Source organism: Armatimonas rosea, from assembly GCF_014202505.1.
GTDB lineage: Bacteria > Armatimonadota > Armatimonadia > Armatimonadales > Armatimonadaceae > Armatimonas > Armatimonas rosea.
On sequence record NZ_JACHGW010000005.1, the window covers coordinates 277578 to 290507 of the forward strand.

The window sequence follows — 12930 nt, forward strand, 5'->3', positions numbered from 1 at the left end:
TGCTGGCGTCCCGCCACGATGTCGCTCCGCGACGGAAGGGGTTTAGCTTGGCCGTAGCTGTACCGCGATATCTCGTGTGAACGAGGGGAGCGTGAGCGTGAGGGGTTTATGGGGGGGCGAGAGGCGCTCCGTTTTGATGATCGTGCCGCGCCTGGTATCCCACCACTGAGCGGTGTACGGGGTAGCTTTAGGGACGGGGACGGTGAGCTGGACGCCGGTGAAGGTCTGGGGAGTCTTGCCGTCGCGGTCGTTTTTCCAGTTGCTCTCCGGGTCTTGAATCCAGATAAGGGTCTCGCCTGAGGCGGCGTCTTGGAGGGCGACCGTGCGTAGGTGGACAAAGCGCGATGACCACGCTCCGGTAAGCGTGTAGCCACCCAGGCTCACCCAGTCACCGTCGGTGTTCTCGATGCGGAGGGTGTGGGTTCCCGCGGGGAGCGCCACCTTGCGGTCCTTGTTGTAGAGCGCCTGATAGATCCCGCCGTACTCGGGGAAGTGCTTGGTGGAGGTGTAGTCTTGGCCCGTGTTGGGGGCGGCGTTGAAGGCAAAACTCGCGGCGGGCTTGTCGTCGATGGAGACAACGAGCTTGGCACGATCCGAGACTGTCAGGATGCGCAGGATCAGCTCGGCGGGCTGGGGGAGTGTCACTTTGAGTAAGAGCGGCGCACGTAGCTCGGGCTTGCCGGGGCCGTAGAAGAAACCAGGGAGAGCGCCGTTTACGGCTCCGTCGGAGGCGATGGTGGTGAGTCCTGTTGCCTTATCGCCCCAGCCGCCGGTTGGGGTGAGGACGAGGTCGCGAAAGGTCTCTTTGCCGCTGGCGGGGATGTGGGCGGCGGGGAGCGCGAGCGGCTCGAAGTGGCGCTGGTTCCAGGGGATGGTTGCGGCGAACTTGGCGAGGCCCGTGAAGGTCGCGTAGAGGTTCTTGGGGTGGACATAGCTATCCCACCACCAGATCGCCGCGCCCCCGGCGGCTCCCGAGAGCGCACTCGCCCAGAGGCCATTGTGTAGGTTGGTCGCGGTGTTCTTGGGATCGAACTGCGTGTCCGGGCCGCGCCAGGAGATTCCAAACTCACCCATCAGGTGCGGCTTCTGGAACGCCTCGTGCGCCTGCGTGTCGGTGACAACCAGCGGCGCGATATCCGGCACCGAGCCCTCGTCGCCGTAGCGGTGGGTCTGGGTGAGATCAAACTCGGGAAGCTGCCAGGCGGCGGCGGGGCCGGTGGTGGAGTAGGAGTGCGTGAGGGGGTGCTGGTAGGGATCGAGCCGCTTAATGGTCTTTGCCATCTCCGACAGCCAGGGAATGGGGGCGTCTTTCTCGTTCCAGAGCTCCCAGAACCCGAGGCTGGCGTAGGCGCTGTAGCGGGCGACCAGGTAGCGTAGGCGCTGCTTGTAGGCGGCCTTGGCGGCAGGCTCGGTGAAGAAGGCCTCGGGGTTCTTCTCGGGGACCGGGCCGCCGTTCTTGGCACTGTAGGGGCTCTCGGGCCACTTGCCCTCGTTGAAGTAGCCGCCGGTCGCCAGCTCGCCGTAGGTCATGAAGCAGAGCATGCAGCGGATTTCGTATTTTTCGGCGAGCGCGAGAACCGAATCGAAGTAGGCAGCGCTTGCGAGGTCGTAGCGCCCCAGGCCGGTTGCCTTGGTCTCCAGCGGCTGAAAGGCCATCCAGAGCCGTGCGAAGTTGCCGCCCGCCTTGCGCAACGCCGAGAACCAGTCGTCGTAGTCGGCGAGGCCGCGCTTGCCCGCCCAGCAGATATTCTCCCCGACCAGAAAGTAGGGTCTCTTGTTGGAGAGCTGGAAGTAGCGGGAATTTCCTGGGGGGCGCTCCACAAAGCCGGAGCGCGTGCCAGGAACTGCTTGGAGTTGGATAGGCTTGCTGGTCTCCGTACCGGCGCGTGCAACCAGGGTCCAGCGACCTGGCCCCGGAAGCACGACCCGCAGCCGGAAGTTTGCGCCATCCCAGAACGCCGGGATCGTGAGCTTCTGACTTTGTGGCCCCAGCAGATACCCCTCGACAACGAGGGCAAAGGGGTTGCCGGTTGGGAGCGGTGCGAGCTCGATAGCGAGCTCAACCCGCTCCCAGACCTCGTAGGGGCGCAGGGGCGCGAGCGGCCGAAGCGTCAGGCTCATCGCGACAACAGGCGCTGGGCCTCACCCAAGACAAACTTGGCATCGGTGAAGGGGGCAAAGCCCGTGTCCATCCAGCGCAGCTTGCCCGCCGGATCGACCACAAAGGTGCCGTGGAGCGCCATGTCCTCGAAGTCGTCGAAGGTGCGCCAGGCCTTGAAGGTCTTCAGGTCGGGGTTGGCAAGAATGGGGAAGGGGAAGGGCTTCATCTTCTTGACCTCGTCTTGCGGGTCGGGGCTGATGGCGACAATCTCAAACCCGGCCTTGCGGAAGCTCTCCGCCTCGGCGGCAAACGCATTGATCTGCTCCATGCAGCGCTCGCAGGCGGCCCCGAGGAAGAAGAGGACGATCACTGGCTTGCCCGCATAGTCCTTGAGGGAGACCTTCTTGCCGTTGCCGTCCTTGAGCGAGAAGCCAGGAGCCACGGGGGGGACCCACGAGAGCGGCCCCAACCCCTCGATCTTCGGGCGGGGAAGGGCGAGAGGGTCGGCGGGCGGTGTCCCGCGCCAGTCGCCTGCGGCCCCGCACTGCTGGGCGACCGGAGCGAGCGCCGCAAGGAGGGGCGTGTCTAGCTCGGCGCGGGCGGCGAGGGGACGGAGCTTCTCTAGCTCGGCCTTGGCTTGGTCGAGCTTGCCGTTGGCGTGGAGGACGCGCACCAGGGCGGCTTGGGGAAGCACCTGGTTGGGGCGGCTCTTGACCGCGCTCTGGGCGAGAGTGAGCGCCTTCTCCCGCTCCCCGAGCTGGAGCCGGATCAGGGCCTCGCGCTCGGCAGGGAGTCCGGCGGCATCGAGGTGCTTGCTCGCCTCCACGGTGTTGTTCTCCCCGAGCGCGGCGTAGCACTTCACCGCGGCGATTGCCTTCTCGCTGTCCTTGAGCTTGGTGAGCTCGTCGAGGTAGGCCATGCCCTGACCGCGCTTGCCGGTGGCGTAGGCGGCGCAGCCTAGCAGGCGCAGGCGGTTGCGCTCCTGCTCGGTCTTACTCGGGACACTCTCGATCTTCTCCGCAAGCGCGATCTCCCAGAGCTCGTAGCGCTCCAGGGTCTCGATCAGGCGCGGGAGGCCTTGGCTGGCGCTCCCGGAGAAGCCATTGGGGACATTGAGCTTGGGGTGGCGCGGGTTGGCGACCAGGTTTCGCGCGACTTCCAGCGCCTTCTGGGGCTGCCCCGTGAACTCCAAGCTCTCCGCGAGCCACTGGTTGTTGTGGGCGTAGTTGAAGATCTGGTCGGGGATGATCTGGACACGGCTCATGTGGGCATGGTCCACCCGCGCCGAAGCCTCTTGGGAGACCGCCGCATCGCCGTAGCGCTTGAGCTGGGTGTAGATATGCCCTTCCATGTGCCACATGTGGGCACTGGCCTGCTCCGACAGCCCGGACTTGTGCGCCGAGTCGAGTGCATTGGTGTTCTCCGGGCGGTCCCAGAGGTGGATTCGGTAGTGGTGGATCGGGTGCATCGGGTTGGTGGCAAGCACCTCTTGGGCTAGGCGCTCCACTTCGTCCTGGCGTGGCTTGTCAAATGCCCGCTCCTGCAGCTCATGGGCGAGCTGCGCCGTGGCCTCGATATCCAGCGGGTTGTCCGCGACCAGCTTGCGAAGCGCGGCGATATACTCGTCGTTCTTGCCGTTGGCAAAGAGCGCGATGGCATCGATATAGCCCTGCTCGCGCTTGCTGGCGTTGCCGCGCTTCTCAACCGCCTTCTCCGCGAAGCCCTTGGCGCGGGTGCGGTTGTTCACATTGGCGCGTGCCATGCCCCAGTAGGCCATTGCGAAGTCCCGATCGAGGTCGGCGGCTTGGCGAAACGAGCGCTCGGCCTCGAAGTACCAGTAGGCGTGGATCTGCGCGACTCCTTGCTCGAAGAACTGCTGCGCCTTCTTGTTTTTGGTGCTGGTGGGAAACTCAATCTTCGGGATCCCCTTCATCAGCACGGCTTTCTGGCGCGGTCCCTCGTTGAAGGCCTCGCCCTGCATCGAGTGCCCAAAGGCGGGCTTGACGGGCTCCTGGGCGTGGGTGAGGGCGCTCAGGCCCAGCAGAGCAAAGGCAGACAGTACGCATCGTTTCATACTGGCATTTTACCTGAGCTACCACCAGTAGTGCGCGGTGTAGGTGATGACTTTCTCACCATCGGGGGGGATTGTCACGGTGTACTCGATCGTGTTGCTATCTTTCTTGGCAAACTTCTCAGAGGGCTCTTTAATCTCCCAGTTCCAGCTGCGGTAGAGCTTCTCGACAACGCGCACGGTGACCGCCTCTTTCTTGCGATTGCGCACCTTGATCTCAAAGCTCTCATCAATGGTGCTCTTGCCGGAGCTGTCCGCGTAGTTGGTCTGGCGTCGCTCCCCGACAATGTCAAAGGCATCGCCCGTGTAGACCCGAACTTTTTCTCCTTGGGGCGTGTGGTCGATCGTGTTCTCTCCCACAAACTGGAGCGCCTCGCCGTCTTTGCGGTAGAAGCGAACACGGCCTTTGGGGAGCGGGATGCCAAGGTGGTTCTTTTCCGTGTTCTCAAACTCCCGCATCACCCAGACCTTCGGGTTGCTCTGGGTGCCAAACTCTCGGGAGCTGCGGATGTTCTCGTAGCCCCAGCCTCGGTAGCGGTTGGGATCGATCCACGCTCCGCTGTAGACATAGACCCGCTCGGAGTCGATCGTCTCGGAGCGAACAAACTCGACTTGCTTGGTCTCACCGTCTTGGAGCGTTGTCTTGCGGCTCAGCGAGTAGAGATGGTACTCATCGAAGGACTTCTGGGTAACGGGCGGCGGTCCCATAAAGGCTCCCCCCCCCATTCCTCCAAAACCACCTATCAGTGTATTATCGCCATCGCTGCTGATGATCTCGTCGATTCCCGCGGGACGGAGCTTGCTCACATCGCCGGCCATGAGCTGAATCTGCGTATTGGGAAAGACCTTCCCGCTCCGGTTTTTCACGGTCACCAGGCCCGTCAAGCTGACTGTGTCGCCGGTCTCGGGCGCGACGAGGTTGTAGGCCGCCTCCCAGGTCATGCCACTGGTGAGGTAGGCCAGCTCCAGCCCGACCGGGCCAGCCTGCCCGGACTCCACGACAAGCGAGAGGGTGGGCTTGAGGATATCGTCGCCGCTCAGCGGGGGAAAGAGGGGGACACCGGGCAGGCCGAAGCGCGTCTTGCCCTCGACCTCAATGACGGGCTGTGCGGCCTGGGAGATCACCTGACCGTAGCGGCTGTACTGGGCAGCTCCTCCACTGCGGAGCACCTTGCCCGTGACTTTGCGCTTGCGACCGCCCGGCTCCATGACCTCAAAGTCGAGTAGCTTGCCTTCGTAGCGCTCCAGGAGCGTCTCGGGCGTGAGGGCGCTGGGGCGGAAGTTTTGCTCTAGGACACGCAGAGCGCGCTTGCCGGTCGGATCGCGGAGCACCACCGAGTCTGGCTCCAGGGTTCGGGTCACATCGGTGCGCGTGAGCGTGTTGATTCCCGCTTGGAGGTCCGTGGAAACAAGCTGGCGAACCACGGCGAAGTTCTGGTTGTAGATCGTCAGCTGGGTTTGCTCGGCTTTGGGCTGTGCGCTGAGGGAGAGAAGCGTAAAGAGAAGAGGAGCGACAACGTTCATGGCTCTTTTGAGCCGTTATTTGCCGCTCCCCTTCAATGTACGTCGCGCCAAAGTTGCCATAAGAGCCCAAGGAACAAGTCCTCAGGCTTAAGAGGGCGACGCGTCCCTTCGGACGCAGTAGATTCTCTTGGCTGCGAAGGCAGCCGTAGCCCTCTTAAGCCCGGAGACTTGTTCTCTGGGAGCTGTTCTCATCGTCTACTTGCTGTGGACCCCGTGGGTGCGGGTCTTGATAGCGTAGAGTCCCTTGCTGGCGGTGATAAAGAGGGTCTTTCGGTCCTTGCCACCGAAGCTGACATTGGCGGTCCAGCCCTCGGGCACGGGGATGTTCTCGATCTGCTTGCCGGTTTTATCGAAGACCGTCACGCCCTTGCCCGTGAGATAGAGATTGCCCTCGCTATCGAGCGTCATGCCATCGGAGCCCAGTGAGCAGAAGAGCTTCTTATTGGCCAGCGAGCCATCTTTTTGAATCTGGTAGGAGTAGGTCTTGCCCGCCCCGATATCGGCGACATAGAGCGTCTTTCCGTCGGGCGTCCCTGTGATCCCGTTGGGCTGGGTGAGGTCGGTCGCGACGGCCCGGAGGGTCTTGTGGTCGGGGGCTAGGTAGTAGACATACTGTCCGGCGGGCTGCATCTTAGGATCGCGCTTCCAGTACGGCCGGGCATAGAGGGGATCGGTGAAGTAGAGGCCACCGGTTTTCTTGGGGTGCACCCAGACATCGTTGGGGCCATTGAGTAGCTTCCCCGCCGGGTCGGTCAGCACCACAACCGTGACTTTCTTATCTTTTCCAATGCACCAGAGCTGGTTTAGGTCGTCGGCGCAGCTCCAGAGATTCCCGGCGGCATCGAAGTACATTCCATTGGAGCGTCCGCAGGGCTGCATAAAAGTCGAGAGCTTGCCGTCGGTGCTCCAGATAAGAATCCGGTCATTGGGCTGGTCGGTGAAGTAGACATTGCCCTGCGCATCGGCGGTCGGGCCTTCGGTAAACGAGAACTCTCCGGCCAGCTTCTCAAGAGCCGCACCGGGAGCAATCACAGAGAGGATAGTTGTAGTACTCATAGCCCTAGTGTACCTGAGTTTGACAAGTGTTATAACTAATGTTATAATTTTTGCTATGAAAGCAAAGATTATTAGTGTGGGAAACTCGGCGGGGATTATCTTGCCTAAGGAAGTACTGGACTCAATGAAGGTGGAGAAGGGAGACACTCTCTATATTCGAGAAACAGTGAGTGGCTACGAAGTCTCCCCGTACGATCCTGACTTCGATGAGTATATGGAAGCAGCCCGTATTATCATGCGTGAGAACCGCGACGCACTCCGACGACTGGCAGGGCACGATGACTGAGCCCCGCTGGGTATCCCGGCGTTGGGTCTTGGCCGTTCATGATGAGCAACTTGCTGAGCATGGAGGGGGAGCAGGAGTACGTGACGATGGGCTTTTAGAGTCGGCTCTTGCTCGTCCTCAGAACCTTTGGAGCTATGGTGAGCCTGCGCCTGATCTCGCAGCGCTTGCGGCGACCTATGCCTATGGTATCGCAAAGAACCACGCCTTTGTGGATGGAAACAAACGCACGGCGCTTGTGGTATCCTTTGGTTTCTTTTGGGTAAATGGCTATAAGATGACGACATCACAGAGTGAAAATGCCGTTGTTTTTGAGCAGCTTGCGGCGGGAGAGCTTAGCGAAGAGGAGCTTGCAAATTGGTTTCGAAACCACTCGGAGCCGAGGTGAAAATGAAATTACTACCCATTCAGTACGAAGAGACTGTCCGCGCGGCCCTGATCGAGGATATCGGGGCGGGGGATGTGACGACACTGCTCTCGGTGCCGGCGGAGAATCGCGCCCGTGGCGTCTTCTTGGTGAAGGCGGAGGGCGTGCTCTGTGGGCTGGAGGTCGCGGCGTGTGCGTTTCGGCTGGTCGATCCCGCCATTGAGTTTACGCCCCTGGTCGTCGACGGCACGCGGGTGAGCTACGGCGATATTGTTGCCAAGCTCTCCGGTCCGGCGCAGAGCCTGCTCACGGGCGAGCGGGTGGCGCTGAATTTTTCCCAGCGGCTCTCGGGGACGGCAAGTCTGACCCGGCGCTTTGTGGACGCCGTGGCGGGGACCAAGGCGCGGATTGTCGATACGCGCAAGACCACACCGGGGCTGCGGACACTCGAAAAATACGCGGTGCGCTGTGGCGGCGGGCACAACCATCGGTATGGGCTGGGCGACGGCGTGCTCATCAAGGACAACCACCTCGCGGCGGGCGGTGGGGTTGCGGCGTGTGTGGCGCGGGCGCGGGAGCACGCGCCGCATCCGCTACGCATCGAGGTCGAGTGCAAGACCCTGGCGCAGGTGGACGAGGCCGTGGCGGCGGGGGCGGATATTCTCTTGCTCGACAACATGAGCAATGAGCAGCTCCGCGTGGCCGTGGAAAAGATCGCGGGGCGTGCGCTGGCCGAGGCATCGGGTGGGGTGAATCTTGCGACCGTGCGCGGGATCGCGGAGACCGGGGTCGATATTATCTCGGTGGGGGCCTTGACCCACTCGGCGGCGGCGCTGGATATCTCGCTGGACTTCGACGAGTCGTGAGATTTGGGGGAACATGGCTGGCGTGTGGGAGTGTCCTCTCGACCATGGATGTCGCGCGGGAGCACCTCGCTAAGTCCGGTGAGTACGGCGCGGTGGTCCAGGCACAGGCACAGACCGCCGGGCGTGGACGGCAGGGGAAGGCGTGGTTCACCCCGCCGGAGGGAACTCAGGTCAGCATGACCGTGATCGGCCACCCGGTTGCGCTGCGGGATGCCTGGCGGCTGGCGCCCATGGCCGGTGTCGCGGTGGTGGAGGGGATCGAGGCGTGCCTCCCCGAGTGTGGGCTCCGGGTGCGGTTTCCCAACGACGTGCTTCTTAGTGGGCGAAAGCTGGCGGGAGTGCTGATCGAGACCATGAGTGTCCCGGGAGAGCCCGAGCTCTGCACGCCGCTGATTGGCATCGGGGTCAATGTCAATGTGCCAGCCAGTGCGTTTCCTCTGGAGCTACAGACCCAGGCGACCTCGCTGCGCCGCGAGCTGGAGCGGGAGATCACCGAGCCGATCGCCGAGCAGGTTGTCCAGGCGCTGGGACGGCTCTGGGAGCTGCCGGCCGAGGACTGGCTGGCACGCTGGCACGGACTGCTTGCTCCCCAGGCGACACGGGTCTTTGTTCTGGAGGGGCGTGCGCAGCGGTGTCGGGTGGTGCTGCTCGGTGCCGATGGGAAGCTCGTGGTGGAGACCGAGGAAGGGGAGCTGAGAGCGATCTCCGCCGCGCAGGTGATCCTGGGTGAGGAGTGACCTGCTTGTCACGACCAGCCACAAGCCCGATGCGCTCCTCTGGGCACGGGCGGAGGCCTACGCGACCCAGCTCGCCTGTCCGCTCGCGAGCCGGCATGCGGAGGGAATGCCCGTGGTCTTTGGGCGCTACCCCGATGCCCAGCGCGCGCTGATTGTCCAGAGCCACCGCCTGCTCCTGGTGGATCGCGCGGGCACGCAGTTCTTCTTTCACCCTAACCTCGGGGCGATGCGCCTGCGCAATATCCTCCGCGGCCAGCCGGACTATCTCTTGGAGGCGATGCAGCTACAGCCGGGCGACTCGGTGCTGGACTGTACCCTGGGCTACGCCGGCGAGGCATCGCTGTGTGCCCATGTGGTGGGCGACGCGGGGGAGGTGCATGGGATCGAGGGCAACCCGGAGGTAGGGCTGGTCGTGCGGGAGGGGCTCCAGGTCTTTGTCACCGATAAGGCCCTGCTCAACGCGGCGATGCGCCGGGTCCGTGTCGTGCACCTGGGGCACCACCTGGAGTTTCTGCGCACCTGCCCGGATAAGCGCTACGATATTGTCTACTTCGATCCCTTCTTCGATGTCCCGGTCGATACGGAGGAGACCCTGGTGCCGCTCAAGGCCTTTGGGGAGCACGCTCCCCTCACCGCCGAGGCCCTGACACAGGCACGGCGTATCGCGCGGCGGCGGGTGGTGGTCAAGACCGCCCGCTGGTCCGAGCAGCTTGCTGAGTTTGGGATCACGGAGCTGGTAGGAGGCAAGTCCGGGCGGGTGGTCTACGGTGTCCTCCCGGTGGCGGTGTGAGAAATACGTGCGACCCCGACGGCTGGCGCTTGTCTCAAGAAAGCGTGAGATACGCCGCCCCTCTGCTCTGCCTGCTTCCCTTGCTTTCCGTGGGGTGTGGGCCGCGTCCGGGAGGCACTCCGACCCCCAAGCCTCTGGCGACCCCAAAGCCAGCCCCCAGCCCGCTGTCCGTGACCGGGGAGCTCACGCAGAACCGGACGGTCCTCTCCGATGGTAAGGGCAGGCGAGTTCTGGAGCTGACCGGCGGGCGCTTCGAGCTCGCACCGGGCGCGGCCCAGGCCACCCTGCGAGGGACCCACGCGACGGTCTACCGCGCCGGGCTACCGTCGCTGGCCATCGCGGCCAAGGAGATCAGGGTCGAGCGAGTGAGCCACAAGCTCACCGCGCAGGGAGGGGTCTCCGCGGAGGCCGCCGACGGTCGCAAGGTGCGCTGTGATACCCTGACCTGGGTTGCGGGAGAAAACCTCGCCGCGAGCCTGAAAAGCAAAGCCAAGAGCTGGCGCGACGAGCTAGGCGTTGTTACTGGGGCGGGAAATGTCGCGTTTACGTCGGGGGCGGGCATGGCAGTCTATGGCTCGCGGCTAACCACCGATACCCTCCTGGGAACCTTTCAACTAGAACCATGAAAACTCGTCTACTCGCACTACTCTTTACGTCCCTGGCCGTGAGCGCACTGGCTCAGCAAGCCGGAGTGATCCAGCTTGAGGGCTATGAGATCGACTTTTCCCAGGGAACCTTCCAGGGCAATTTTCGCCCGTCGGGGAAGCTGAGCATCACCTACGTGGGGCGCAGTGGCCCCGCCCACGTGGTGGGTCAGGAGAGCGGGACAAAGCGCCTCTCGGGGAGCAAGGTGCGCTCGATCCGGCGAGAGTTTAGTGCGCGAAGTATTGTCATCCACGCCCAAGAGGTCACGCGAGGCAAGCAGAAGGTCACCGAGCTCAAAGACGCGATCGCCAAGAACGAGGTCATGGTGCTCGTGGAGCAAGTCAACACCGACGGCCAAAAGTCGACGCTCAAGGTGCGTTGCGACCAGGCGGTCTTTACGGCGGGGGCCAAGCCCAAGACCGGGCGTGTCGAGTTCTCGGGCAATGCCAAGGTCTGGGCCTATGGGATGAGCTTTTTGCAAGATGGCGAGCTCAATACCACAGGCGGCTGGATCGACCTGGGCGACCCGGATGACCTCGAGAACAAGCCTCTGAACTTTAGCCTGGAGGGGCTCAGCGGGGCGGTAAAGGTGCGCGAGACCGAGGGCAAGAAGAAGTGATGAGCCCGGTGACGCGTCGCATTGAGGTGACCGAGCTCGCCAAGGTCTACCGGAAGCGCCGGGTGGTCGATGGGGTCTCGCTCAGCTTCGAGCAGGGGGAGATCGTCGGGCTGCTCGGGCCAAACGGCGCGGGCAAGTCCACGACCTTCTACATGATTGTCGGGCTGATCCGCCCGGATAGCGGCAAGGTCCTGCTGGATGGCACTGAGGTCACCCGGATGCCCATGTACCAGCGCGCCCGACGGGGGATTGGCTACCTGGCGCAAGAGGCGAGTGTCTTTCGCAAGCTCACGGTGCGCGAGAACGTGCTCTTGGTGCTTGAGATGACGGGCTTCCCGCGCAAAGACCGTGCCGCCCGCGCCGACCAGCTCATGGAGGATCTCAAGATCACCCACCGTGCCAGCGCCCGCGGTGCCGAGCTCTCGGGCGGGGAGCGTCGCCGTGTCGAGATCGCCCGAGCCTTGGCCGCGAATCCCTCGTTCTTGCTCCTCGACGAGCCCTTTGCGGGGATCGACCCGCGGGCAATCGACGATATCCAAGAGATGGTCCAGGAGCTGAAAAACCGTGGGCTTGGCGTCCTCATCACGGATCACAACGCCGCCGCTACCCTCAACCTCACCGACCGTACCTACGTAATTGTCGATGGGAAGGTGGTCTTCGAGGGCACGCGCGACCAAGTGGCGCAGAACGAGGATGTCCGGCGCTTCTATCTGGGGGAGAACTTCAAGCTGTGACCCGCACGGACCGCATCGTCCTCCTAGAGATCGTCGGGCCGTTTTTTGGCTCGGTGCTTCTCTTTACCAGCCTCTTTTTGGCGGCGGGGGAGCTGCAGAAGCTGGCGGAGTTTGCGCAAAAAGGGGTCCCGGTCACCGAGCTGCTCACGATGGTGGCCTACACCATGCCCTATGTCCTGGCCTACACGATTCCCATGGCCATGCTCCTGGCGACCCTGCTCGGCTTCGGGCGGCTCTCAGGGGACTCGGAGATTGTCGCGCTGTTTGCCTCGGGGACCAGCTTTCCGCGCATCATGGTGCCCGTGATTGGCTTCGCGCTAGCCATCGCCCTGCCCATTATCGTGGTCAACCAGAGCATGATCCCGATCGCCAACCAGCGCCGGGAGGAGATGGCCCGCAGTGTCCGCCAGCGTGGCTCCACTGCCGCCGCGACCAGCGACGCCTTCACGCTCGTGGTCAACGGTGCCCAGCAGGACCAGCGCTACCTGGTGCGCTCCGAGGGCGGGGTGCACTTTGGCAAAGACGGTACCGCGTTTCTGGACCGCGTGGGGATTCTCATCTTTGAGCACGGCCTCGCCGTCAAGGCCGTGGGAGCGGCGCGGGCGGAGTGGAAGCTGGGAACCAACACCTGGACCCTGGTCGATGAGAAGCAGAGCCCCCTCTGGATGGCCGACAGCGCTACCCTGCTTGTCAATACCAGCAAGAGTGTCGCCTTTCGCGAGGTGACCCTGGGCAAGCCTAAAGACCTCTCTACTCTTGCGCCCAAGGTGACAGAAGTTACCAGCGCGGAGCTACCGACCAGGGCGCGGGTGCTTCGGGAGAACGGGGACCTGCCTGGAGCACGCGAGGCGGAGATCGAGCAACAGGGGCGCATCTCGTTTCCCCTCGCCGCGCTGGTCTTTGCGATGGTGGGCGCGCCGCTGGGCGTGCAGAGGACACGCTCGGGGAAGGGGATGGGGTTTGGGTTCTCGGTGCTGATTACCTTTGTGTACTGGACAACGGTGCAGATCTTCCAGGCAGTGGGCAAGGGCGGAGGGCTTCCTCCCGTGGCGGCCTGCGAGATTCCCAATGTGCTGGGGATTGTCGCGGGAATCTGGTTGATCTGGCGTGTGGCGCAAAAGGGCGCGGTAAACTAAG

At 63.3% G+C, this 12930-nt stretch carries 13 protein-coding genes; 9 read left to right on the plus strand and 4 right to left on the minus strand.

The window, feature by feature from the left end; translation table 11 throughout:
• Positions 1-42: 42 nt before the first annotated feature.
• The 4 genes from HNQ39_RS24780 to HNQ39_RS24795 form a co-directional block, all read right to left on the minus strand.
• Positions 43-2121, minus strand: coding sequence for a hypothetical protein (locus HNQ39_RS24780; RefSeq protein WP_184203211.1), 2079 nt, complete (start codon positions 2119-2121; stop codon positions 43-45).
• The gene (locus HNQ39_RS24785) at positions 2118-4175 is read right to left on the minus strand and encodes a redoxin domain-containing protein (protein ID WP_184203213.1); all 2058 of its coding nucleotides are present in this window, start codon (positions 4173-4175) and stop codon (positions 2118-2120) included. The genes HNQ39_RS24780 and HNQ39_RS24785 overlap by 4 nt, the downstream gene beginning before the upstream one ends.
• A gap of 18 nt (positions 4176-4193) precedes the next feature.
• Positions 4194-5696 (minus strand): DUF4139 domain-containing protein, encoded by a 1503-nt coding sequence (locus HNQ39_RS24790; RefSeq protein ID WP_184203215.1) that lies wholly within the window; start codon positions 5694-5696, stop codon positions 4194-4196.
• 195 nt (positions 5697-5891) lie between these two features.
• On the minus strand, positions 5892-6752 hold the full coding sequence (locus HNQ39_RS24795) for an SMP-30/gluconolactonase/LRE family protein (protein WP_184203217.1): 861 nt from the start codon (positions 6750-6752) through the stop codon (positions 5892-5894).
• Positions 6753-6807: 55 nt separating this feature from the next.
• On the opposite strand from HNQ39_RS24795, the gene HNQ39_RS24800 reads away from it, so the two are divergent.
• Genes HNQ39_RS24800 through HNQ39_RS24840 form a run of 9 tightly spaced genes read left to right on the plus strand, consistent with a single transcriptional unit; the run spans position 6808 to position 12929 of the window.
• A complete protein-coding gene (locus tag HNQ39_RS24800; protein ID WP_184203219.1) occupies positions 6808-7038 on the plus strand; it encodes an AbrB/MazE/SpoVT family DNA-binding domain-containing protein in 231 nt (76 codons plus the stop codon).
• On the plus strand, positions 7031-7423 hold the full coding sequence (locus HNQ39_RS24805; RefSeq protein ID WP_184203221.1) for a type II toxin-antitoxin system death-on-curing family toxin: 393 nt from the start codon (positions 7031-7033) through the stop codon (positions 7421-7423). The genes HNQ39_RS24800 and HNQ39_RS24805 overlap by 8 nt, the downstream gene beginning before the upstream one ends.
• A 2-nt stretch (positions 7424-7425) precedes the next feature.
• On the plus strand, positions 7426-8268 hold the full coding sequence (gene nadC / locus HNQ39_RS24810) for a carboxylating nicotinate-nucleotide diphosphorylase (RefSeq protein ID WP_184203223.1): 843 nt from the start codon (positions 7426-7428) through the stop codon (positions 8266-8268).
• Positions 8265-9005, plus strand: a complete 741-nt coding sequence (locus HNQ39_RS24815; protein ID WP_184203225.1) for a biotin--[acetyl-CoA-carboxylase] ligase — start codon at positions 8265-8267, stop codon at positions 9003-9005. Before nadC ends, HNQ39_RS24815 begins: the two co-directional genes overlap by 4 nt.
• On the plus strand, positions 8995-9795 hold the full coding sequence (locus HNQ39_RS24820) for a class I SAM-dependent methyltransferase (protein ID WP_184203227.1): 801 nt from the start codon (positions 8995-8997) through the stop codon (positions 9793-9795). The genes HNQ39_RS24815 and HNQ39_RS24820 overlap by 11 nt, the downstream gene beginning before the upstream one ends.
• Positions 9796-9839: 44 nt before the next feature.
• Positions 9840-10421 (plus strand): hypothetical protein, encoded by a 582-nt coding sequence (locus HNQ39_RS24825; protein ID WP_184203229.1) that lies wholly within the window; start codon positions 9840-9842, stop codon positions 10419-10421.
• Entirely contained in the window at positions 10418-11059 is a 642-nt protein-coding gene (locus tag HNQ39_RS24830) for a hypothetical protein (RefSeq protein WP_184203231.1), read from the plus strand. Before HNQ39_RS24825 ends, HNQ39_RS24830 begins: the two co-directional genes overlap by 4 nt.
• Positions 11059-11793, plus strand: a complete 735-nt coding sequence (lptB, locus tag HNQ39_RS24835) for an LPS export ABC transporter ATP-binding protein (RefSeq protein ID WP_184203233.1) — start codon at positions 11059-11061, stop codon at positions 11791-11793. The genes HNQ39_RS24830 and lptB overlap by 1 nt, the downstream gene beginning before the upstream one ends.
• Positions 11790-12929 carry an LptF/LptG family permease gene (locus tag HNQ39_RS24840; RefSeq protein ID WP_184203235.1) on the plus strand — a complete coding sequence of 380 codons (1140 nt, stop codon included), beginning with the start codon at positions 11790-11792 and terminating at the stop codon, positions 12927-12929. The genes lptB and HNQ39_RS24840 overlap by 4 nt, the downstream gene beginning before the upstream one ends.
• The last annotated feature ends 1 nt before the right edge of the window (position 12930 follow it).